Annotated in this window: 23 protein-coding genes and 1 pseudogene; 2 read left to right on the forward strand and 22 right to left on the reverse strand. The window is 52.2% G+C overall.

Annotated features, from left to right (window positions below; genetic code table 11):
* Positions 1–109: 109 nt before the first annotated feature.
* Positions 110–1,612: an amino acid permease gene (locus FLZ89_RS04005; RefSeq protein WP_141304448.1), complete on the forward strand. Its 1,503-nt coding sequence runs from the start codon at positions 110–112 to the stop codon at positions 1,610–1,612.
* 183 nt (positions 1,613–1,795) lie between these two features.
* On the opposite strand, the gene FLZ89_RS04010 is transcribed toward FLZ89_RS04005, so the two are convergent.
* Positions 1,796–2,959 (reverse strand): trypsin-like peptidase domain-containing protein, encoded by a 1,164-nt coding sequence (locus FLZ89_RS04010; protein ID WP_141304449.1) that lies wholly within the window; start codon positions 2,957–2,959, stop codon positions 1,796–1,798.
* A gap of 426 nt (positions 2,960–3,385) precedes the next feature.
* Between FLZ89_RS04010 and FLZ89_RS04015 the strand changes: the two genes are divergently transcribed.
* Positions 3,386–4,645 (forward strand): competence/damage-inducible protein A, encoded by a 1,260-nt coding sequence (locus FLZ89_RS04015; protein WP_141263946.1) that lies wholly within the window; start codon positions 3,386–3,388, stop codon positions 4,643–4,645.
* On the opposite strand, the pseudogene FLZ89_RS16535 reads toward FLZ89_RS04015, so the two are convergent.
* From FLZ89_RS16535 to FLZ89_RS04115, 21 genes and pseudogenes are all read right to left on the reverse strand, one after another.
* Positions 4,598–4,771: pseudogene (locus FLZ89_RS16535) on the reverse strand (cell wall hydrolase); the annotation flags it as partial. The gene FLZ89_RS04015 and the pseudogene FLZ89_RS16535 overlap by 48 nt on opposite strands.
* Positions 4,772–4,927: 156 nt before the next feature.
* On the reverse strand, positions 4,928–5,563 hold the full coding sequence (locus tag FLZ89_RS04025) for an IMPACT family protein (protein WP_141304450.1): 636 nt from the start codon (positions 5,561–5,563) through the stop codon (positions 4,928–4,930).
* Positions 5,560–5,889: a type II toxin-antitoxin system PemK/MazF family toxin gene (locus tag FLZ89_RS04030; RefSeq protein ID WP_141304451.1), complete on the reverse strand. Its 330-nt coding sequence runs from the start codon at positions 5,887–5,889 to the stop codon at positions 5,560–5,562. Before FLZ89_RS04030 ends, FLZ89_RS04025 begins: the two co-directional genes overlap by 4 nt.
* Entirely contained in the window at positions 5,889–6,149 is a 261-nt protein-coding gene (locus FLZ89_RS16090; protein WP_253256403.1) for a ribbon-helix-helix domain-containing protein, read from the reverse strand. The genes FLZ89_RS04030 and FLZ89_RS16090 overlap by 1 nt, the downstream gene beginning before the upstream one ends.
* Positions 6,150–6,304: 155 nt before the next feature.
* The gene (locus FLZ89_RS04040; RefSeq protein WP_141263943.1) at positions 6,305–6,976 is read right to left on the reverse strand and encodes an MBL fold metallo-hydrolase; all 672 of its coding nucleotides are present in this window, start codon (positions 6,974–6,976) and stop codon (positions 6,305–6,307) included.
* Positions 6,977–7,765: a hypothetical protein gene (locus FLZ89_RS04045; RefSeq protein ID WP_141304452.1), complete on the reverse strand. Its 789-nt coding sequence runs from the start codon at positions 7,763–7,765 to the stop codon at positions 6,977–6,979.
* A 105-nt stretch (positions 7,766–7,870) separates the two neighbouring features.
* Positions 7,871–8,074 (reverse strand): hypothetical protein, encoded by a 204-nt coding sequence (locus FLZ89_RS04050; protein ID WP_141304453.1) that lies wholly within the window; start codon positions 8,072–8,074, stop codon positions 7,871–7,873.
* Between the two features lie 12 nt (positions 8,075–8,086).
* Positions 8,087–8,581: a type II toxin-antitoxin system VapC family toxin gene (locus FLZ89_RS04055; protein ID WP_141304454.1), complete on the reverse strand. Its 495-nt coding sequence runs from the start codon at positions 8,579–8,581 to the stop codon at positions 8,087–8,089.
* Positions 8,541–8,798, reverse strand: coding sequence for a CopG family transcriptional regulator (locus tag FLZ89_RS04060; protein ID WP_062283066.1), 258 nt, complete (start codon positions 8,796–8,798; stop codon positions 8,541–8,543). Before FLZ89_RS04060 ends, FLZ89_RS04055 begins: the two co-directional genes overlap by 41 nt.
* A gap of 117 nt (positions 8,799–8,915) precedes the next feature.
* Entirely contained in the window at positions 8,916–10,196 is a 1,281-nt protein-coding gene (larA, locus tag FLZ89_RS04065; protein ID WP_253256404.1) for a nickel-dependent lactate racemase, read from the reverse strand.
* Positions 10,197–10,261: 65 nt separating this feature from the next.
* Positions 10,262–12,181: a TRAP transporter permease gene (locus FLZ89_RS04070; RefSeq protein WP_141304455.1), complete on the reverse strand. Its 1,920-nt coding sequence runs from the start codon at positions 12,179–12,181 to the stop codon at positions 10,262–10,264.
* 24 nt (positions 12,182–12,205) lie between these two features.
* The gene (locus FLZ89_RS04075) at positions 12,206–13,204 is read right to left on the reverse strand and encodes a TAXI family TRAP transporter solute-binding subunit (protein ID WP_141304456.1); all 999 of its coding nucleotides are present in this window, start codon (positions 13,202–13,204) and stop codon (positions 12,206–12,208) included.
* 47 nt (positions 13,205–13,251) lie between these two features.
* Positions 13,252–14,595 carry an FAD-dependent oxidoreductase gene (locus tag FLZ89_RS04080; RefSeq protein WP_141304457.1) on the reverse strand — a complete coding sequence of 448 codons (1,344 nt, stop codon included), beginning with the start codon at positions 14,593–14,595 and terminating at the stop codon, positions 13,252–13,254.
* A gap of 54 nt (positions 14,596–14,649) precedes the next feature.
* Positions 14,650–15,666 (reverse strand): 4-hydroxythreonine-4-phosphate dehydrogenase PdxA, encoded by a 1,017-nt coding sequence (gene pdxA / locus FLZ89_RS04085; protein WP_141304458.1) that lies wholly within the window; start codon positions 15,664–15,666, stop codon positions 14,650–14,652.
* Positions 15,667–15,691: 25 nt separating this feature from the next.
* On the reverse strand, positions 15,692–16,957 hold the full coding sequence (locus FLZ89_RS04090) for a four-carbon acid sugar kinase family protein (RefSeq protein ID WP_141304459.1): 1,266 nt from the start codon (positions 16,955–16,957) through the stop codon (positions 15,692–15,694).
* A gap of 249 nt (positions 16,958–17,206) precedes the next feature.
* Entirely contained in the window at positions 17,207–19,117 is a 1,911-nt protein-coding gene (locus FLZ89_RS04095; protein ID WP_141304460.1) for a sigma 54-interacting transcriptional regulator, read from the reverse strand.
* A gap of 75 nt (positions 19,118–19,192) precedes the next feature.
* Entirely contained in the window at positions 19,193–19,330 is a 138-nt protein-coding gene (locus tag FLZ89_RS15580) for a hypothetical protein (protein ID WP_172613437.1), read from the reverse strand.
* Positions 19,331–19,726, reverse strand: a complete 396-nt coding sequence (mntA, locus tag FLZ89_RS04100; RefSeq protein WP_141304461.1) for a type VII toxin-antitoxin system MntA family adenylyltransferase antitoxin — start codon at positions 19,724–19,726, stop codon at positions 19,331–19,333. It abuts the gene before it with no gap.
* A gap of 44 nt (positions 19,727–19,770) precedes the next feature.
* Positions 19,771–19,965 carry a hypothetical protein gene (locus FLZ89_RS04105; protein WP_141304462.1) on the reverse strand — a complete coding sequence of 65 codons (195 nt, stop codon included), beginning with the start codon at positions 19,963–19,965 and terminating at the stop codon, positions 19,771–19,773.
* 93 nt (positions 19,966–20,058) lie between these two features.
* Positions 20,059–21,294, reverse strand: coding sequence for an NAD(P)/FAD-dependent oxidoreductase (locus FLZ89_RS04110; protein WP_172613438.1), 1,236 nt, complete (start codon positions 21,292–21,294; stop codon positions 20,059–20,061).
* Between the two features lie 198 nt (positions 21,295–21,492).
* A complete protein-coding gene (locus FLZ89_RS04115; protein WP_141304463.1) occupies positions 21,493–21,762 on the reverse strand; it encodes a MoaD family protein in 270 nt (89 codons plus the stop codon).
* Position 21,763: the final 1 nt, after the last annotated feature.

A 21,763-nucleotide genomic window follows, 5' to 3' on the forward strand; every position in this document is an offset into this window, starting at 1 on the left:
TCACCGCCTTGCCCTTTATTTCGACAACACCACCCTTTCTCCTGCCACACGCATAGGCAAAAAGGTCAGGTGCATAATAAGTTTAAGCACTTTTTAAGGGGGGAGCCGGGTGAGTATCTGGCGGACTAAAAGCATTAAAGACTTTATGCAGGAAGGCCGGGACAATGAAAAGTTAAAACGTAGTATTGGCACGCCGGAATTAATCGCCCTGGGAGTAGGAGCTATAATCGGCTCTGGTATTTTTGTCCTGACTGGAGTAGCGGCGGCCAATTATGCCGGCCCGGCCCTGGTCTTTTCCTTTATCCTCTCCGGCATTACCGCCGGGCTGGCGGCCCTGGTCTACGCCGAAATGGCCGCCATGATCCCGGTGGCCGGGAGCGCCTATACATATGCCTATGCTTCTTTAGGTGAAATTATTGCCTGGATTATCGGCTGGAACCTGATCCTGGAGTACATGGTAGCCTCGGGGGCGGTGGCTGCCGGCTGGAGCGGTTATTTCACTGATATGCTAAGGTCCGTGGGGATTGCCCTGCCTGCGGTCCTGGTAAATTCTCCTGCCAGCGGCGGCCTCATTAATTTGCCGGCCATCCTCATTACCGCCCTCATGACCCTGGTAGCCATAAGGGGCACAACTACCAGCGCCAGGACTAACAAAATTATCGTAGCCATCAAAATCCTGGTAATCCTGGCCTTCCTGGCACTGGGCATTCCCCGGCTTAACCCGGCCAACTGGCGTCCTTTTCTCCCTTTTGGCATCCCCGGTGTCATCCACGGTGCAGCCATTATCTTCTTTGCCTATATCGGCTTTGACGCTGTTTCTACGGCGGCCGAAGAAGTGCGCCACCCCAGTAAAGACCTGCCCCGGGGGATCATCGGCTCCCTGGCCATCTCTACCTTATTATATATCGCCGTAACTATAGTCCTGACCGGCCTGGTAAGCTACACCCAGCTCAATACCCCCTCCCCGGTAACTACCGGTCTTCTGGCTGCCGGTGTGAGGGGTGCCTCGCTAATTGTCGGCACTGGCGCCCTGGCCGGTTTGACCAGCGTCCTCCTGGTAACCATCTTTGCCCAGAGCCGGGTCTTTATGGCCATGGGCCGCGATGGCCTCTTGCCCCCCTTTTTTGCCCGGGTCCACCACCGCTACCATACTCCCTGGCTGACAACCATAGTCGTCGGTACCTTTATCGCTCTCATCGGCGGCCTGCTGCCCATTGGCCTTATCGCCGAGCTGGCCAATGTCGGTACCCTGTCGGCCTTTTTCATCGTTTCCCTGGGTGTACTCATTTTAAGGCGCACCCGGCCCGATTTGGAACGGCCCTTTAAAGTACCCTTCATGCCCTGGACGTCCCTTTTGACCATGGCCTTTGCCCTTTACCTTTTCTTCAACCTACCCCGTTTAACCTGGATCCGTTTCGCCATCTGGATGGCTCTGGGGCTGGTGGTTTATTTTGCTTACAGCCGCCACCACAGCGTCCTGGGCAGGGTAGAACCGTCACCCCTTCCCCGGCCGAACCCGCGGCCTTTTTCCCCTTCACGGCCGTTTTTTATCTCCCGTCCGGCCCTGGCGCCCCTGTTTTTGCGCCTGCGCCTGCCCTGGCGGCGAAAATAGCCATGGTCCGAAAGACACTACCGCCTGTAAGAAAAATAAAAATCCCCGGGGAGAAATCACTCCCGGGGTTTCAGTCGTCCGGACCACGCTGAATGGTGCCGTCTAACCCGGCCTTTCTGGGCCACATGGCTTCCTTTTTTCTAACCTCTGCCTTTCTACCTGGCGTCACCTGTGATTGGACGCTTACTGGCTCGGCTTTTCGCCCAGGACAACGCTGATATCCAGCAGCTGGCCGCGGCGGAAGACCTGGAGCTGCACCTGCTGGCCGATCTTCAGGGCCTGGACTTTATTTACCAGATCACTGGCATCCTTTATCTTTTGGCCATCCAGCTGCAAGATCACGTCATATTTCTGAATACCCGCCCTCGCCGCCGGGCTGCCGGCCTCTACCTGACCCACCAGGGCCCCTTCGGCAGTCTGCAGGCCCAGCATTTCGGCTATATCCGGCGTGACCGTGGCCAAGGCTACTCCCAGCCAGGGCCGGGCAATTTTGCCTTTATTCATCAGGTCATTAAGGACCGGCTGTACTGTGCTGCTGGGGATAGCAAAACCGATCCCCTGGGCGCTGGCGTTAACGGCGGTATTGATACCAATCACTTCACCCTTGAGGTTTAGCAGGGGGCCACCGCTGTTGCCGGGGTTAATAGAAGCATCTGTCTGCAGCAGGTTTTCATAATGTCGGTCCTGGACATCGATGGGCCGGCCCTTGGCACTGATAACGCCCACCGTTACTGTATGGTCCAGGCCATCGGGGTTGCCGATGGCGATGGCCCATTCACCAACGCGAACCTTATTGGCATCACCGAGGGTTAGATAAGGTAACGGCTTGCCGGTATCGATTTTCAGGACAGCCAGGTCCAGGGGGGCATCGGCGCCCACTACCTTGGCATTAAAGGGTTTATCATAACCAACAACGGTTACTTTGACCTGCTTGGCTCCGTCAATGACGTGCTGATTGGTCAGGATATAGCCGTCCGGGGAAATAATGAAACCCGAACCCAGCCCGCGCTGTTCCTGGGGACCGATATCAAACTGGTCGCCAAAAAACTGCCGGAAAAAGGGGTCGTTAAAGGGGCTGGCCACCCGCGTCTCCGTAATCGTATCGATGCGCACCACTGCCGGGCCGGCTTTATCCACAATGTCAGCAATAGCCTCCGGCCCCAGTCCCGCCGGGATGCTGGCTGATACCGCGTCGCTGGCAGCCACTGCGTGCTGATATAAGGGCTGCTGGGTTCCGGCCGCCGCTCCGGTGATCTGGTAAAAACCTACTGTTGCCGCCACCCCGGCCAGGAAGATTAATAAAACCGCCAGGACGGTGATTCTAGCTCTACCTGAGTGCTGCCACATTTTTCATACCTCCTATCCTTTCTTCCTGGGATAATTATAAAATAGAAATTTAAAAAAATGTTTAAGACAAGCTAAGAAAAACTTAAGAAATTTACTCACACCATAAGAATAACTTGTGTTGGAACAAAAGTTTCTTTCAACCAGCATTATATAGCCGCATTCCTGCCATTGCAACTGGTAAAAGCCTCTGGTATACTTGTTGGCGGGAGTGAAAGCTGCAACACAGAAAGGTTGGGGGGCAATATGAAAAAGTGGCAAATAGTACTTTTCCTGGCCGCTTGGTTGGTCCTGGGTTTCCTAGTAACTGCCGTCAATAATCTGGGCACCGCCGCGGAACACGGACCCACAAGTGCAACTGCTGAAACTGTCCATTAAACTTTAAGCGCCAGTACCTGGGCGCTCTTTTAATTTGGGAGGAGGTTTCCTTTGCTCGCTGAAGCCATTTTCACCGGTACGGAAATGCTCCTGGGCCAGATAATCAATACCAATGCCGCCTATTTGAGCCGGCAGCTGGCAGCGGCCGGCATCAGCCTTTACCGCCAGGTGGTAGTCGGCGACAACCTGGAGCGCATCCGTGAAGCTATCGATAACGCCCGCCGGCGGGCCGACCTGATCATCGTCAGCGGCGGCCTGGGACCGACGGAAGACGACCTCTCCCGCGAGGCCCTGGCCGCAGCCTTGAATTTACCCCTGGTGGAAGACCCGGCCGCCCGGGAAAACGTCATCCGTTATTTTGCCGCCCGCCAGCGACCCATGCCGTCCAGCAACCTGAAGCAGGCCCTGCTCCCGGCCGGAGCCCGGGCCCTGAATAACCCCTATGGCACGGCAGCCGGTGTTTTCCTGGAACATGAGGGCAAGATCTATGCTTTATTGCCGGGACCACCGCGGGAGTTTGAACCCATGGTGGCGGACCGGCTCTTGCCCCTGCTGGAACCCTACGGTGCCCGACGGGAGGTTATCTTTTCCCGGGTGCTGAAGATTGTCGGGATGGGAGAATCTGCGGTGGAAGAAGCCATTAAAGACCTGTTCCACGGCGACAACCCCACCCTGGCACCCCTGGCCGCGCCCGGCGAGGTAACCTTACGCCTGACAGCCCGGGCCGGCAGCGCCGAACAAGCCCGGGAATTAATACGGCCCTTGGAAACAGCCATCCGGGAACGCCTGGGTGAGCATCTCTTTGGCAGCGACGATGATACCCTGGAAGGGGTCGTCGGCGCCATCCTCGCAAAGCGACGCCTGACCCTGGCCATAGCGGAATCCTGTACCGGGGGCCTGCTGGCCCACCGGGTAACCAATATCCCCGGGAGTTCCGATTACTTCCTGGGCGGCATGGTTGCTTACAGTAATGCAGCTAAAATAAAGTTTCTTGGAGTAGAGGAGGAAACCCTGGCCGCTCATGGTGCCGTCAGCCCCGAAGTTGCCGCCGCCATGGCCCGGGGCGTACGCCGGGCTTTTGCAGCGGATATCGGCGTTGGCATTACGGGCATTGCCGGCCCCGGCGGCGGCACCCCGGCTAAACCGGTAGGGTTGGTTTATATAGGGTTGGATATCCAGGGAAAGGTAGAAGTACAACGGGAGCTTTTTGTCGGTGAACGGGAAAACATCAAGTGGCAGTCTACCCAGAGCGCTCTTTATCATTTATGGAAGAGCCTGCGGGGTAACTTGGCCAGCCCCACTGGTTCGTAGCGACTTGACCCCAATCCGGGTTATCTGGGGCCGCGTCCAGATCCAGGCACTAGTGGCTGTGGCAGGATTAAAGAAAAAAAGGGCACCGTTGCTGGGGTCCCATTCATTTAAAGCATCATGGGTAGCCGTCCAAATAATTACCATCTCCAGGCCTTTAGAGTGCTTATCGCTTGTCACTATTTGACTCCCATACATGCTGGTCACAGTGTAAAATATGGCATCAGCCATAGGCAAACCGTATTGAAAACTAATGTCGGCAGCCTTGATAAGGTACTGGGTCAATTACCTTTTCTCGAGCAGTGCTTGCATTTTCTCCCATGCTGAGACGGGCACGGCAACCTTTAACCGGACCTCGCTGTCGTAGTCCGTTTCTACCACTTTCCCGCCGTGGCTGTGAACCTGGTAGAGCAACCGGTCCAGCTCGGCATAACTGCAGGTTACTTCCAGCTCGCGGGTCACGACCCGCTGGATGCTCCCCGCCTCTTCCAGGACCCGGCGCGCCGCCTGGCCGTAGGCCTCGATGAGCCCCCGCACCCCCAACTTTTTGCCGCCAAAATAACGGGTCACCACTACCGCCACGTTGGTCAGGCCCAGGCTGGTAATGGCGCCTAAAATTGGCCGCCCGGCTGTACCGCTGGGCTCGCCGGCATCGCTGTAATAGGTTATTTCTTGCTTCCCTGTCCCCAGCCGGTAGGCAAAACAATTATGGGTCGCCTGGCGATGCTCGGCCTGGATGCGGGCAATAAATTCCCTGGCCGCCGCCTCACTATCTACTTCGCAGACATGGCCAATGAAGCGGGAACGCTCAATTTTAAGTTCGACTACGGCTTCCCGGGCCACGGTAAGGTAGGAAGGGCCATTTTCTGTGGAAGCGCCACTTTTGGCAGCTAAGCCGCGTCGATCTTTTTCTTTCTTCATAAGGCAAGCAGCTCCCTAAGCGCCTCTTGCAGGGTATAAAAAAAGGAAGTGCCTGCCACACTGCCCTGGTATTCTTTGAGCCGGTGTTTATCCACGGCCCGGAGCTGATCCGGCAGGGCCCTGGTTACCTTTCCGTGCAAAGATATTTCTGGCCGGAAGGAAGCAGGTTTAGCCCCGGAAGAAAGTGGTACGATAACTATCGTCGAAAGGTAGTTGAAGGGTTCATCGGAAACCACTACCCCGTAATGCGGTCCTCGCAAGACGTGGCCGGTTCCCTCCAGGCTTACCCTAAAAATGTCCCCCGGGCGTGGTACTTCACCGGGCATCAGAGTTCACCCCTTTCAGCCTGCTCCATACGCCCTGCATAATCAGCCAGATCAGCTTCGACAAGGGTAACCAGGTTTTCTCCTTCTGCCAGCCGCTTGCACTCTGCCGCGATCTTTGCCCGCCTTAATTCCCGAACATATTTCTCAACTGCCCTGCGCACAAAATCACTTAAGGTCGGAAACTCTTCTGGGTCCCGTACTGCTTCAATAGCTTTGAGCAGCTCTGCCGGCATCCTAACTGTCGTACGTAATTGTTCCACATAATCGCCTCCCTTTTGTCTGCCGTTATTTTCATTCTAACATTTTCCCTGTAAAGATCAAGTGGTATATAAATATAAATCCCCACCGTTGGGAAATAACGAATCCAACGGTGGGGATCTGGAGGCATATCCTCTATCAGGTTAAATCCCTTATTTTAAACCCGCGGCTGGCTGGCCGCCAGAACCCAGACTTCCGTTTCCTGCGGCAAACTCTCGGCCCGCAGGTCGATTTTCCCCTCCCCGAAGCGGCGTACATTGGACCGGCCGGCCGTAAATTCCTCAACCCCGGCAATGGGGAAACCCTGCATGCCCGGAACCAGGTAATGCATGGGCAGGACTACCCGCGGCTTTAGTGCCGCCACCACCTGCCAGGCCTGGCCGGCGTCAATGGTAAAGTACCCGCCCACAGGGATCATCAATACATCCACCCGGCCAATTCTCTGCACCTGTTCATCACCCAGAACATGTCCCAGATCACCAAGGTGGGCCAGGCGCAGATTCCCTATTTCCAGAACGAAAACGGCATTTTTACCTCGTTTGGCCCCGGCTGCCTCATCGTGATATGTAGGTACGGTATAAGCATGGACATCTTTGAAGGTACGATTAACTTTAGCCCAATCTCCATCCGGTGTCAAACCCCGCCAAATTTCCGGGTTACCCTTTATATTATCCAGGTAATTGTGGTCAAAGTGCTCGTGGGATATGGTCACCACGTCAGCTGTGACCACCGGTGCCGCTGGTGAAACCTGTGGTCCATAAGGGTCGGTCACCAGCCGCACCCCCGCCGGGGTTTCCAGGTAAAAACTCGCATGGCCTAACCACTGCATCTAACCGGACCTCCTTAAAATATTTAACTGTAATTTGGACAGCTTGCTAGATAAGTTGCGAATTTTAATATCATGCTCCCCCAGCATGGCTGACATTGAATTCTGGCTTTCCCCCAGCTCCTCCAGTTTGTGCAGGACTTCCACCCGGAATTCGCTCAGCATGCCGACCTGATTAAAAGTGGCGTTCAGCCGCTGCTCCATCCTGTTGAGCCTATCTGTAAGATCTCGCCTGGTATCATAAAGTTCCTCCCGGACGCCTGTAATCTGAGCGCCAAGCTCTTGCCGAGTGTTGTGGAGCTCATTGCGGACATCTGTAACCTGAGCGCCCAGTTCCGTCCGGGTACCGGCAATCTCCCCGCGCAGTTCTTCCCTGACGCCGGCAATCTCCACGCGCAACTCTTCCCTGACATTGGTTATTTCCCCACGCAGCTCTTTCCGGACGTTTGTTATCTCCCCGCGCAGTTCTTCTTGTACCCCGGTAATCTGCTCCGTGAGTTCTTCTCGTACACCATTAATCTGCTCCGTGAGTTCTTCCCGTACGCCGGCGATCTGCTCCTGAAGTTCCTCACGAACTCCTGTGAGCTTCTCCAACAGTTCTCCCCTGACGCCGGCAATCTCCCCGCGCAGTTCTTCTTGTACCCCGGTAATTTGCTCCGTGAGTTCTTCCCGTACACCATTAATCTGCTCCGTGAGTTCCCCTCTTGTTGTATTAAGCTCCTGTCTGGTCTGCTTAAGCTCTATAGCTATCTGCTGTACCAGCCCATAAAGGGCATCAATTTTTTCCTCCATTATCTCCATCTCTCCCAATTGCCAGCGCTTTATCCTTATTTTAGCAATTCTTAGTTGGCCTGTCCATCTAGAGATTGATACGGAGCGGTCATTCTTAAAATAAAGCTAACTATTTTCATTGGTTCCCTCTTGTCCGGATTTTTTCTCCTCGCGTATGGCTGCTAACTGCCTGGACAGCGTACGTATTTTTACCATATGTTCGCCTAAAACAGCTATCATCGACCTTTGGTTTTCGTACAGTTCTTCAATTAATGTCAGCAGCCTGTGATAACGACGCTCGCGCCGGCGCATTTTTCTCGTTCTGCCCATCTCGCCATCTCCTTATTCATCTATTTTCTCGCTCTTTGGTAAAACCTCAAAACCCATCTGTCGGAAATGATTGTCAAAAGTAAAAGCCTGGCGGCAGTTCAATCTCTGCATAACGGCGAAGCTGGTACAATCTGTATAACTAAAACCTTTATCAGCATGCATTTGCGCTATTTCCCAGGCTTTTACTTCATCCGCTTCCTCTACCCGTACAATTCTAAGGATTTTACTCGCCTTTAACGACTTTCCTATTGCAATAGCCGCACTATTATTCCGGCAGAAATAGGCATAAACTTCAGCAAAAACAAAGTTCGTAGTTACAGGGATAAGCCTGTAGTCCCGCAAGTTATCAGGGGTAAAAAAATTCACTGCAGACCGGTGATGAAGATCGTCGTTATCATAAAGAGCTATCCAGGCTGAAGTATCAATAAATAGAAATTCCTTTTTCCTCAACTGCTGTTGCTGCATGTTACCTGTCCCCACAGCATTGCCTGTAAATATACCGGTCATGATTTACCGAGCCATCGCTGCGTCCGGTGGAAATACTTCTCTGCCCCAGGTGAAAAATAGGGTCCTCAGGGTCGATCTCTTCCTGTTTGTTTTGTTCTTTAGCTATCAATTGCCGAACTACCTCAGCCATGCTGGTATTATAGCTGGCGGCACGCTCCTTTAAAAATTGATACTGTTCTTCATCCAGGTAAAGCTGGGTGCGATATTTGTACTCCATGTCCATCACCTCGCTATTTACAGCATACAGCATTACAGCGCAGATGTCAAGAAGTATTAAGAATGACGTATATGCAAAAAAAGTAGCCAACTCCACCTTCTGGGAGTTGGCCACATTTTAGCCATCTTCCGGCAACAGGGGCAATGTATCAGCTCCATGGGTTAATACTGTTACCCCGGCTCCTTTTCCCAACCGCGCCCAGGCCCGGTCCAGGGCTTCTTCTACAGTATCAGCGTGCTTAAATCCGAGTTTAGCCGCCACTTCGGCTTTTATACCATCTGAAACCAGGCAAACCTCGGCATGCTGCCGCACCTTGGCCCAGGCCAGGGCCAGGGCCCCGGCTACCTTATCCTTTATAATCCCCTCCTCAATCTGGGCGTCAATATCCTCCGGGCTCTGGCCGGCAAATTCCAGCATCTCCGGGTGGGTGACCGCCACTCCTTCCGGGCAGGGGGTGACGATAATAATTGTCCCTCCCTCTTCTACCAGCATGTCGCACGGATATAATGTCTTATGGGCTTGCCAGAATTCAATGTCGCAAGGATGGGAACTGGCTAAGACAATAGGCGTACGACCCGGCGCCGGGATACCGTAAACCTGCCGGCTGATCTCCACCCCGGCTCGGAAGGCCTGGCGGATATCGCCGAAGAAGGCTTTAACCACTCGCCCTCGGGGGTCCAAAATCGTATTAAACACGTACTTTACTCCCGCTTTATCAGCTATAGCCTCCATTTCTTCCCGTACTTTATTTTCCACCATCCCCAGCATGTTACGCCGGGTCCGCACACTCAATAAATGGGTGGCCGCTGTAGTATCTTCACCACAAATCCCGGGCTGGACGATTTTTGCCCCGCCACTGTAACCGGGGATGTGGTGGGGAACGATACTACCGATGCCAATAACAACATCTGCTTCAAGAACTAAGCGATTTACCTTTACCGGCGTACCGTTGGCCGTAAGGCCGAAATCATAGAGAGCCATCGGGTTGCGGAAGTCATGGTTTATTACTTCTACCTGCCCTAATACTTCGGCACCCAATTTTTGTTGCAATTCTCCCAGGGTCATAGGTCGGTGGGTTCCCAAAGCCATGAGGATCTTAATATTTTCCTTGCGTACGCCACCGCTTGCTAATTCCCTGAGAATGATGGGAACAATGAGATTAGCTGGCGTGAGGCGGGTGTTGTCGTCGCAAAGGAGGACCACATTTTTCCCTGGTGAAATTAAATCTTTTAAAGGGGGACACCCCACAGGATGTTCAAGTGCATAGATTATTTCTTCTAATGGATTATTTACTTTCATACTAAAGGTAGGTCTTAGAATAGCTACCAAGCTATTAAAAGGAATGGTAAAAGATATCTCATTTTGTCCATAGGGCATCTGCAAACTGATTTTTTTCACTTTTACTAACTCCTTTTAAGCGTTAAGGCGAAGCCGCAATCAGACGTAAACTGATGCCGATTTATCTATTTTATCCATTTAGTAGATACCTCTGGGTTATTAGAGTTAGAAACTTGATAGCGTAAATACTGAGATACCATTGCTATCCCACCAAGTACTAGCCCCATTAAGTCCGTTAATATACCCGGATTAATTAACATAACTGAAGCCCCAAATAACAATAACCTTTCCAATAAATTTGTTTTACCACGAAGCCAGCCTTCAGTTGCCGCAGCAAGGAAATAAACACCAACCATAGAAGTTATAGCCGCTTGTACTAAAGCCGCCGGACTTATTCCTATTAACAAAAGAGCCGGATTGAAAACAAACATAAATGGAACAATATAAGCGGCTATACCAAGCTTAAAGGCCGTTATACCGGTTTTAAAAGCATCAGCATTAGCTAAACCTGCGGCCGTATATGCAGCAAGAGCTACCGGCGGAGTGATATTAGCTATATTGGCAAAATAAAAGGCGAAAAGATGGGCGGCTATTGTGGTGATATTTAGCTTGATCAGAGCTGGAACCATCAGGGCAGCTACCACGATGTATGCGGGCGTCGTAGGTAGACCCATGCCAAGAATTAAGGTGGCAACCATTGTTATTATCAATGCCAACGTAAAGTTCCCCTGAGCAACATCTATTAATACCGAGGTAATTTTTAACCCTAGACCAGTATAGCTTGCGATACCCACAATAATACCGGCGCAAGCACAGGCCATGGCTACTTCTAAAGCCCCGCGTACCCCATTTATTAACGATTGCACAATAGCTTTAATGCCCATACGGGTTTCTGGTTTAATAGCGGCGACTAAAAGAATAGACACTAAAGAGACAAGAACAGCATACATAGGGCTAAAGCCCGTTACTAAAGTACCGACGATTACAACAAGAGGAATAAATAAGTAAAGCCGTTTCCACAGGTTACGGATTTTAGGCAATTCATCGCTACTTAAACTTTTTAGACCTGTCTTAACGGCCTCTAAATGCACCATAAACATCACAGCGGCATAATAGAGGATTGCAGGCAGGATAGCGTTCTTTAGTATAGTTATATAAGGTATTCCTGTATACTCGCTCATAATAAATACTGCTGCACCCATCACAGGTGGCATAATCTGCCCCCCGGTAGAAGCCACAGCTTCGACCGCGCCTGCAAAATGGGGGCGATAGCCTATCTTTTTCATCATTGGAATAGTTATTTGGCCTGTCGTAGCAACATTAGCAAGAGCGCTACCGGAAATAGAGCCAAAAAGTCCGCTTGCTACTACAGCCATTTTAGCCGGACCACCTCGCGTTCTTCCAGTGAGCGCTGAGGCGACATCCATAAAATAATCGGCAATACCTGATTTTTGGAGAAACGCGCCAAAAATGATAAAGAGAATAACATAAGTAGCCGAAACACCCAAGGGCACGCCAAATATACCCTCTGTCGTAAAGTAAATTTGGTCGATCATTTCTACTAGATTAAATCCACTATGCCCAAAATTTCCGGGAATATATTGCCCCAAAAAACCATAAGTAATCGCAACTATGGCAACAACAGGAAGTGCTGGACCCATTATGCGCCTTGTACCCTCTAATACCGCAACTACAATCATAGCCCCAAATAAATATTCATACCACTCTAGGGGTGTCACATAATACATCCGGTTCAAAATGGCATTGTGATTTAATAGTAGATAACCAATTGGAGCCAGTATACAAATAAGCATAGTAATGTCAAAAAGTGATAACTTTTTTCTACTGCTTTTTTTACTGGCCGGTACAAGGATGAATACCAACGAAGCTGCAAATAAAAGGTGGATGGAACGCTGCCTAAGGGAATCAAGATTCCCAAAGGCAGCGGTATATAACTGAAAGAAAGCAAACGCTAGACAGATGATATTAAGTAGTTTATTCCCAATAGAACCAAATTGTCTTTTTCCTCCAGATTCTACTGCCATCAACAAAGCCTCCTGTATATTCTGCTATTTCATAGCCCCTACCTCTTTATAATATTTCACAGCTCCCGGGTGAAAAGGAATGCCTATATCTATGGCCATTTTTTCGGGCGTCAGTCCTTTATAGGCGGAATGAACCTCGCCAAGTTTGTCCCGATTCTCTACTATCGCTTTGGTTAACTTATAAACCAAATCGTCCGACATAGTACTGGGAACCATCATATGAATTGCAGATCCAATAGTTAAAATATCTTCATCCTGGCCTTTATAGGTACCTCTAGGAATTATTCTTTCAATATAGCCGTTGTTCTTTTGCTGTAAAATTTGTAATTTATCCTTATCAATACTCAAAAGCTTTACGTCACGTACAGAAGCAAGATCCATTAGTACCGAGGCTGGGGTAGCGGTAGCGAAGGTAAAGGCATCTACTAAACCATCTTTCATCTGTTGCACGGAATCAGCATAACCAACCTGGGTTACTTTTTTAAAATCCTCGTAGCTAAGACCATAAGCTGCTAAAACATCCCTGGTCATCTCTTCGGCTAAATTTCCCTTGGTTTGGGTTGTTAAGGATTTGCCTTTGAGATCAGATATAGAATTAATACCTGAATCCGCCCGTACTACAATGTGAAAAGCTTCATCATAAAGATAACCGATATTCCTAACTTTATCTGTCTTATTCTTAAAAGGTGGAAGCCCCTGAAGACCCTGATAGGTGGCCGCTGCCTTGCCAAAGGCAAAATTTGCCGTTCCGTTTTGAATAGCTTCCACATTGGATTGACCAGCTCCAGGTGTAACAGTTACTTTTAGACCGGGAATTTGTTGGGGTAAAAATTCCGCCATAGCCGCTGTTGCGGGATACCATGTTCCTGAAGGTGAACCACTACGAATTTTTAATTCAATTGTTTCATTCGAAACTTGCTTCCCTGCGTTATCTAACTTTTGACTATTATTACCACATCCCGCAAATATAGTTCCCATTATTGTTAGTAACAAAATACCTAAAAATATACGCCAAGCTTTCACTAAGAAAACCTCCTTAATGATTAAATTGTCTACTTTGCTCTGATTTTTTAAGCAAGAATTACCCCCTGTTGCTGCAAACACGTTTGAAGATAGCGAACATCAACCTCCTTTGTGCTCTTCTTTTCTCTAGTTGCAATGGCTGCAGCGAGACCAGCGGCCTGGCCCATCACCATACATGAAGCGATAGAGCGTACCGAAGCTAAAGCTTTATGAGTTGCTGATATGCACCTACCAGCCACTAAAACATTTTCTACACCTTTTGGAACAAGGCAACGATAAGGAATACCGTAAGAACCGTCGCCGCCAATTTGAGTAAAGGTGACATTCCCTCCATCAGGATCATGCATATCAAGAGGATACGCACCAAGACCAATATTATCGTCAAATTTACGGCCGGCTAAAACATCATCTTCCGTCAATTCATAATCACCAATGAATCTCCTTGTCTCTCTAACACCTAGAATGTAACCCCCTATAAAATTTGATTCGGAAAATCCAGGAATATATTTTTGTAGAAATTTGTATATAGCATAGATTTGAAGCCTGGCTTTGAATTCGGCCCGGTTAACTTCATCATATACAATGCCGTCTATACCCACAAGCCTTGATGTATTGACGACCACATCGGAGACCCAAGGAGCCAGGCAAAATATTTGGTGGTTTTTATCAGTAAATAACTGCTGGGCCTCTTCTGTATCATCCCATGGTCCCAGCCTTCCAGGAAAATAAACTGGCGTCTTTTTATTACTATGAGGTTTATTAGCCCACAAAACAGGTTTGTCGGTTGGCACCTGCTCGGCCATTTTTATTAAGTCGACGTTAGTTAAGCGCATTATTAAACTGACAGGCTGGGTCTTACCATCTTCCCGGCCCTTATTAAAAGGAGCTCCTGCCATAGCGGCTACATCGCCGTCTCCAGTACAATCAATTATCATTTTAGCATTGGCCAGGAAAGTCCCTCCTTTGGTTTGTATAATCAAACCTGTAACCCGCTGACCCTGCATACAAATATCGCGAACCGTCGCGTTATACATCACATCGACACCGGCTTCAGATACCATCTTTATTAAAACAACTTTGAGAACTTCGCAATCGACAGGAGTAACTGTATAGAGATGACCGCCTTCATACCGTAGGTGCCCCAAGCTACCTTCCAGACGAATCAATTCATCTATAATTTCTTGGGCCAACCCCCCTACTGCTTTTTTACCTGTACGGGTAAAAAAAACGTGGGGCCAAAAACCCATTACTGCTACGCCGCCTAAAAAAGGAGTACGTTCAATCAATAACGTTTTTGCTCCGTTACGTGCCGCGGATATAGCGGCCAGGGTACCAGCGGTACCACCTCCACATACGGCCACATCGTATTCACCGCGAAATTCATAAGCCATCCTTTCTGTTAGCCTCCTACTTTTTTATTATTTGTACTGGAATCTCAAGTTCCCTTAAACAAGTCTTATCGCCATTTTCAAAGCATCCACCATACTTTCCGGGTTGGCCGTACCTTTTCCCGCCTTGCCGAAGGCCGTGCCATGGTCTACAGAAGTACGGATGATGGGCAGGCCCAGGGTAATGTTGATGCCGGCAACAGAGCCCCATTTGCCGGTGGCGTCGTCGTACTGGAAGCCGATAACCTTGGTGGGGATATGCCCCTGGTCGTGGTACATGGCTACTACGGCATCGTACTGACCGCCGCGAAGTTTCACAAAGATAGTATCTGGTGAAATGGGGCCCTCGACATGTATCCCCTGGCTACGGGCGGCGGCGACGGCCGGGCTGATCTCTTCGATCTCCTCGCGGCCAAAGAGGCCGTCCTCGCCAGCATGAGGGTTAAGACCCGCCACGGCGATGCGGGGGCTGGCAATGCCCATTTTCAACAGGGCATTATGAGTAAGCTCGATTACCTTCAGCACCCGCTCTTTTTTTATCAGCAGCGGCACCTGGCTGTAAGCCACATGGGTGGTTACATGAGAAACCCGGAAATTTTTATCGATGAGCATCATGCAATAATCCCGTGTCTTTGTTAGATCGGCGAAAATCTCCGTGTGCCCGGCGTAATGATGCCCTGCCAGGTTGATGGCCTCTTTGTTAATGGGACCGGTGGTGACGGCGTGGACTTCTCCCGCCAGGGCAAGTTCGATAGCTTTCGCTATATACTGGAAACTTGCTTCACCCCCCATCCGGGTCACTTTGCCATATTCGAGCTGGCTTAAGTCTACATTCTGCAGGTCCAGGACATCAATGGTACCGTAGTCATAACGCCCTTCAGCGGGACTGGTTACCGCCCTTACGGCCAGGTTTACTCCGGCAATCTTGACGGCTTCGCACATCAATCCGGCATCGGCTATAACCAGGGGCCGGCATTGTTCGTAGATTTCCGCTAGGGCCAGGGCTTTAGCCGTGATCTCCGGGCCGATACCACAGGGATCACCTGCTGTGATAGCAATTAAAGGTTTTACCATTTCCATTCAACTCCGTCTCAGGGTTTTATTCCTGGGTAAGATAGCGAAACACTTCAATAAAAGCTTCCGGGGGACCAAAACCGCCGGCTTTGGTAACAATGGGCAGGCCGTCGGCCGGGCCGCCTTCCAGGTAACCCATGGGGATGCCGGGCAGAAGATCGGCACTCAGATTAATTCCCCGGGCTGCAAGGGCGCGACAGACATGGACGGCAGTATCGCCGCCGGTAACCACCAGGCTTTTTATTTTGCGACTACCCAGGAGGCGGCTAGTGATAGTCCCCAGGGCTGCCGCGATGGACTTGCTGTTTTTTCCCGCGCCTGCATCCGTTCCTGCGAGCTGGAAGAGGTTAGCAACGGCGATTATGAGCAGGTCCTTATTTTCACGGTCTGCAGCCTCCTGCAGTACTCGCTTTATTTCTGCTTCCTCATTACCGGCCAGGATAGCCGCCGTGTCTACCTGTACCGGCAGGCAGGCGCTAAATTCAGCCAGCCGTTGGACCTGGGCAGCAGTAACCGGATTACGTGAACCGGCTACTACCAGCACCGTCCCCTCTCTTCTAAAGGAGCGAAATGTCAAGGGTTTCAGATTCCAGGCCATTGTTAAATGGGCGGCTAAACCGGCAGCACCGGCCACAATGACATCCTGCCGAACGTGGCTGATGGCCCGGGCGATATTCATCAGGTCCTCTTCGCTGGTAGCATCCAGGACCAGCACCTGGCTGTTTGCCCTGGCGGCTTCCAGGGCGTTTGCCAGTTCTTCCCCTCCCCGGCGCACCATCGCCAGGTTAATCTGCCCTACCTGACGGTTCATTTCTTTTTGCAAAACGGTGGGAATATGGCAAAGAACTTGCCCGCTACAATCAGGAATACAATTTGCGGAAGTCGCAGCCATCGCTGTACTTTCACTTATCAACAGGTGGCCGTCTACCACCACCCGCCTGTTGGCCGGAAAGGCCGGTACTACCAGGGCAAGCCCGGCCTGCCAGGCATCCATCACGGCTTCCAGCTCGGCGCCGGGGTGGCCGCGCAGGGTAGAATCAATTTTTTTATAAACCCGGCTGACAGCCGCCTCTTTTAGCTTTAAAGCAATCTCGTAAACGCGTCGGTAAGCTTCCGGGACTGTCATGTGGCGGGTGTCGGCGTTAATCGCCCAAACATCTTTGTCTCTACCCACCTGCCCCACGTTAGCCGCATCTATAATTACCATGGTGCGGAAACCATGCTTGCAAAATTGGACGCCGGTGTCGTTGGCGCCGGTTAAGTCGTCGGCGATGATGGCTATGTGTTCCATTTAATACCCTCGCTCCGGTGCGGCAGTCATCATGATATAATTGCAAGAAGCGTGCCATGGCAGTATTGGCGTGCAATTTTGAAGCAAGGGTATTATGCCATGCTTTATGGCTAAGCGGAAAATTTCATTTTGAAAAGGGCAAAAAACTATGGCCAGATAAATTATTACTCTGGCCATAGATTAGGTAAATTTCATTTTGGATTGACATATTTCATTTTGAATTATAATCCCCCCTGAGAAAAAAATATTTCAACTGCCGCTAACCTGTCGAGGCTTCCCCTCCTGCCAGCTTTTTAGCCGCCGCCAGAGGGTAGTTTTACTAAGCCCCAGGCGACGACAGGTTTCGTCTTTATTGTTATTGGTGAGGGCCAAGGTCCGGCGGATGATCTCCGCCTCCATTTCCTCCAGGGTGCCCCGCAAAACAAGCTGCAAGCCGGGCTCCGGCTTATTTTCCACCGGCCCCAATATCTCCTCCAGATCGGCAGGCTCCACCTCCTGGCCGCTGCGCAGGACCACCAGGCGCTCGATGATGTTTTCCAGCTCGCGGACGTTGCCCGGCCAGTCGTAGGCCTGTAACCGGGCGATGACATCCTCGCTGAATAACGGCGGCAGGCGCCCGGAACGCCGGCTGATTTTTTCGACCAGGGCTTTGATGAGTAACGGTAAATCTTCTAAACGTTCCCGCAAAGGCGGTAGTTTTATATGCAGCACGTTCAACCGGTAATACAGGTCACGCCGAAAGGTTTCCCGGGCCACGGCTTCTTCCAGGTTGCGGTGGGTGGCAGCAATGATGCGCACGTCCACCGGCAGCACCCGGTCACCTCCGACGCGCATAATGGCCTTCTGCTGCAGTACCCGTAGAAGTCGCGCCTGCAGGTTTAAAGACAGCTCGCCGATCTCGTCCAGGAAAAGGGTACCCCGGTGGGCCAGTTCAAAGAGACCCTTCTTACCACCTTTGCGCGCACCGGTGAAAGCTCCTTCCTCGTAGCCGAAGAGTTCGCTTTCCAGCAAGTTTTCCGGCACGGCGGCGCAGTTGACCGCTACGAAAGGCCCTTCCCGCCGCTGGCTGGCATTGTGGATGCTCTGGGCCACCATTTCCTTGCCGGAGCCGGTCTCGCCGGTAATTAAAATCGTGGCTTCGGCGGCGGCAAACTGGCGCGCCCGCTCGATAACGCGGGCCATGACCGGGCTACAGGTAACGATATCATCGAAGGTAAACTGGGCTACGTGGCCTTTGAGATACAATTCCTGGCGGGCTCTGGTTTCCACGGCCTGGAGATGGCTGACATCCTGGAAGGTAGCCACAGCCCCGACAATTTCCCGCCCGGTAATTACCGGAACCACGTTCTCGGCAACCAGGGTATTGCCGGCCCGGTGCAGTTCCCCCAAGCGCTTTTGCCCTGACTTCCGCACCTGGTCCAGGGGAACGCCTGGCAGAACCTCCCGCGCCGGCCGTCCCACTACCCGGGATGCCGTCAGGCCCAGGATCTTTTCGGCCGCCGGGTTGACCAGGGTAATGCGGCCTTCCTGGTCGGTGGCCACAATACCCTCATAGGCGAAATCCAGAATGGCTTTGAACTGCTCGGCTCGGGCCCGCTCGCGGCGGCGTACCAGCGCCACCTCCCGGGCCTCGCGTATGGCCTGGTTGATGGCCTCTTTGCCGGAAGTGACGAGTATCGCCTGGAGGCCCAGTTCCCGGGCCGACCGGACGGATACGGCATCGCCGACGATAACTTCCAGCCCCATAGCCTTGCCTTCAGCAATAATCCCGGCTGCGCCCTCTTCGGCCTCAATAATTAACTCTTCAATATGGACCCCCAGGACTGATTCCAGGCTTTTGGTGCCGTAAATGACGTTACGGAAACCGGCAACGCCGATATAACGGCCCATTTCCCGGGCCTCGGCCAGGGCCCGGACCAGGTCAAAGGCGCTGACGGCAATCTCCACCACCGGCACCTCTACATGGCGGCTGATAAGGGTGGCGGTACCGCCGCGGCTGATAATAACCTCCGCACCTCTAGCTGCCAGTTCCCGGGCCACCTTTACCCCTTCCGCCAGGTCGCCGATGGTAATGGTTACGTCCTCTCCCAGCTCCGCGCACACCTGCCTTGCCAGAGCCGCCAGGCCGGCATAGGGAGCCACCAGGCCCAGGTGAGACATAATACCACTCCCATAGACCCTAATCCTGCTACCATCGAAGTATTAGCAAAACACCATTTTCACCCGCCATTACCATTAACTTCTACTTTCGCCTTCTTTCTCCCGGGCGATCAACCTCTGCTCTACCTGTAACTTGAACTGCTCCATATTAGCAATATCAGTAGCTAAAAAATCTTTGATAAGTTCCCATTTTATGTCCAGGTTAGGTGCCATTTATACCGACCCCCTAATTTTCATCCGCCAGCGCCACCAGTCGAGCAAAAACTGCTGGAAATCCTCGGCTTCACGGGAAATATCCAGCATATACGGGATATAAAAACTTTGATCCCGGATAAACAGGCGCTTCCCCTTTAAAGCCGTCCAGGCCAGGGAGGGCGTTGTTTCATTAAGAACCAGGAGGTCTACTTTAAGGCCCAGCATATCCTCGAGTTCGTTCCACATCTGGTAAATATCCCGCCTGGTATAACCGGGCTCAAGGTATACCCCGATGTCTACATCCGAGTCGGCTCCTGCCCGCTCCCTGGCCCGGGAACCAAATAAAAAGGCCATACGTATATTTTGTTGCTCATTAAAGTAGCTTTTTAATTGCTTATAGATTTTTTTATCCATACTGGTCACCTTACAGTGTAAAGGGGGCCCTGTTATACCCGCTCCTATTTAGCCAGAAAGACTTTCACCAATCCGTAGAAAAAAGCTGCCTGGCCTATCCAGAAGGCAAACAGCCTCCATGTAAGCCGTGTTTCCATGGCCGCAATTCTGGCCTCAATATCAGCTTTCGTTTCTGCCAGCCGACGTTCTATCCGCTCAGCGACAAATTCCACAGTATCCTCTTTACAATACTCATGCAATTTATCACGCTCCTTTTTTTAGTTTAGCATAATTTCCAGCTGAATAAAACGTTACTTACAAACTGAGAGCGGGTCCCGCCCCGCTCTCGTAAGTCACCGCCCTACCATGGCCCAGGTGAAGCTGCCGTCCAGGAAACTGACGATATATTTTTCCTTTACCTCCCGGCCGATAAGGGACTGGAACCCCCCAGCGCCGCTAGGTGGGCCGATAGCGACCATACCGACCAGCCGCCGGCCCTGGAGCACGGCTTTGCGGTAGCAGGACCGCTTTTCGTCCAGGCGGGTCACCACCTCATACCCCTCTCCCGGCGGGTTGACGATGCCGCCGCTGATCACCCCAAGGCCGTTCACCACCAGGGAATTCCGCCCGATGCCGCCGCGGTAAGCCGTATGATGCCCGGCCATGTTGAGCCCGGCCAGGCGGCCCTGCTCCACGGCGTTGCCCCAGATGGCGTTGAGGCGCGGCTCCTGCCAGGCGTAGTCGTAAGCCTGGGCCACATCACCGGCGGCGTAGATGCCGGGAATGTTTGTAGCCAGATAATCATCCACCAGGACACCGCGGTCCACGTCGATCCCGCTCCCCTGAAGGAAGGGCACATTGGGCCGCACCCCTTTGCCCACAACCACTACGTCCGCCGGTACCGTAACCCCGGAGCGCAGGACGGCGGCCGTCACTTTTTCCCGGCCTTCCAGCGCAACGACATCTTCCCGCAGGTGGATGGTAAACCCGGCGTTAGCCATGGCCCGGCGCACCAGTTCCGCGCCGGTATCATCGAGAGCCTGGGAAAGGAGCCGGCCCGATGATACCACCAGGCGTACTTTAAGCCCCCTGGCATGCAAGCCTTCAGCCGCTTTAAGGCCTACCATACCGCCACCGACAATTACCGCCTGCCCCCCAGGCCGGGCGAATTTACGGATGGCGGCAGCGTCGTCCAGGGTCCGCAGGGTAAAAACACCGGCGAGGGTTTTACCGGGAAAGTCAATTTGCTGGGGTGCCGCGCCGGTGGCTACCAGCAGGCGGTCATAGGGAAGCTCCCTGCCGTCGTCCAGGCCTACCCGACGGCTTCCAGTATCGACTGCTACCGCCCGCCGGCCAGTAATGAGCCGGATCCGTTGCTCCCTGTACCATTCTTCACCTGCCAGCCAGAGCCTGTCACGGGTGACCAGCCCGCCCAGGTAATAAGATGTAAGAACACGGGCGTAATAGGGGTAGGGCTCGTCGCCGACAATTGTAATTTCCCCGGCCGGGTCGGCGCGGCGGATGGTTCCGGCCGCGGTCACCCCGGCGGCGCTGTTACCAAGAATTAAATAGCGCATTGCGTCAGCCACCAACTTTCCCTGCCACTCCCCCCAAAAACTCTATCGCAGGCTGGCACTGTCACACTCGCCTCCAGCCAATGCCAGCCAGACATTTTCATGCCTTTTCTGGCGGCCGCGTGCCGCCATAAGGGTTCCTATTAAATTCGGTCTGCTCCTGGAAAAAGAAGGGGCGGGCACCACCAGGACCGCCCCTTCTGTTCCGCCCTGTTACCCGCCGGCAGCCGGCGGAATTATAGTCACCTTATCCCCGGGAACCAACGACGTATTCAGCCCCTGGAGGAAGTTGATATTGCGACCGTTCACCAGGATGGCGATGCCGGTCTTTAGCTTCCCATCCGGGGTCATGAGTTCCCGGCGGAAAGTTTCCCCATAACGGGAGATAAGGGCAGCCAGGAGCTGCTCGATAGTAGCTGCTTCTATATCTACCCGACTTTCCCCGGCCGCCCGCTGTAAGAAACTAAGGAGTTCTACTTCCACT

It is taken from the genome of Moorella sp. E306M (assembly GCF_006538385.1).
GTDB lineage: Bacteria > Bacillota > DSM-521 > Neomoorellales > Neomoorellaceae > Neomoorella.

Excerpts from the sequence above, each read along its gene's own strand:
- FLZ89_RS04010 (WP_141304449.1), bottom strand. The coding sequence starts at position 2,959 with ATGTGGCAGCACTCAGGTAGAGCTAGAATCACCGTCCTGGCGGTTTTA.
- FLZ89_RS04025 (WP_141304450.1), bottom strand. The coding sequence starts at position 5,563 with ATGAAGAAAGAAAAAGATCGACGCGGCTTAGCTGCCAAAAGTGGCGCT.
- FLZ89_RS04030 (WP_141304451.1), bottom strand. The coding sequence starts at position 5,889 with ATGCCCGGTGAAGTACCACGCCCGGGGGACATTTTTAGGGTAAGCCTG.
- FLZ89_RS04040 (WP_141263943.1), bottom strand. The coding sequence starts at position 6,976 with ATGCAGTGGTTAGGCCATGCGAGTTTTTACCTGGAAACCCCGGCGGGG.
- FLZ89_RS04045 (WP_141304452.1), bottom strand. The coding sequence starts at position 7,765 with ATGGAGGAAAAAATTGATGCCCTTTATGGGCTGGTACAGCAGATAGCT.
- FLZ89_RS04050 (WP_141304453.1), bottom strand. The coding sequence starts at position 8,074 with ATGGGCAGAACGAGAAAAATGCGCCGGCGCGAGCGTCGTTATCACAGG.
- FLZ89_RS04055 (WP_141304454.1), bottom strand. The coding sequence starts at position 8,581 with ATGACCGGTATATTTACAGGCAATGCTGTGGGGACAGGTAACATGCAG.
- FLZ89_RS04060 (WP_062283066.1), bottom strand. The coding sequence starts at position 8,798 with ATGGAGTACAAATATCGCACCCAGCTTTACCTGGATGAAGAACAGTAT.
- FLZ89_RS04070 (WP_141304455.1), bottom strand. The coding sequence starts at position 12,181 with ATGGCAGTAGAATCTGGAGGAAAAAGACAATTTGGTTCTATTGGGAAT.
- FLZ89_RS04080 (WP_141304457.1), bottom strand. The coding sequence starts at position 14,595 with ATGGCTTATGAATTTCGCGGTGAATACGATGTGGCCGTATGTGGAGGT.
- pdxA (WP_141304458.1), bottom strand. The coding sequence starts at position 15,666 with ATGGTAAAACCTTTAATTGCTATCACAGCAGGTGATCCCTGTGGTATC.
- FLZ89_RS04090 (WP_141304459.1), bottom strand. The coding sequence starts at position 16,957 with ATGGAACACATAGCCATCATCGCCGACGACTTAACCGGCGCCAACGAC.
- FLZ89_RS04095 (WP_141304460.1), bottom strand. The coding sequence starts at position 19,117 with ATGTCTCACCTGGGCCTGGTGGCTCCCTATGCCGGCCTGGCGGCTCTG.
- FLZ89_RS15580 (WP_172613437.1), bottom strand. The coding sequence starts at position 19,330 with ATGGCACCTAACCTGGACATAAAATGGGAACTTATCAAAGATTTTTTA.
- mntA (WP_141304461.1), bottom strand. The coding sequence starts at position 19,726 with ATGGATAAAAAAATCTATAAGCAATTAAAAAGCTACTTTAATGAGCAA.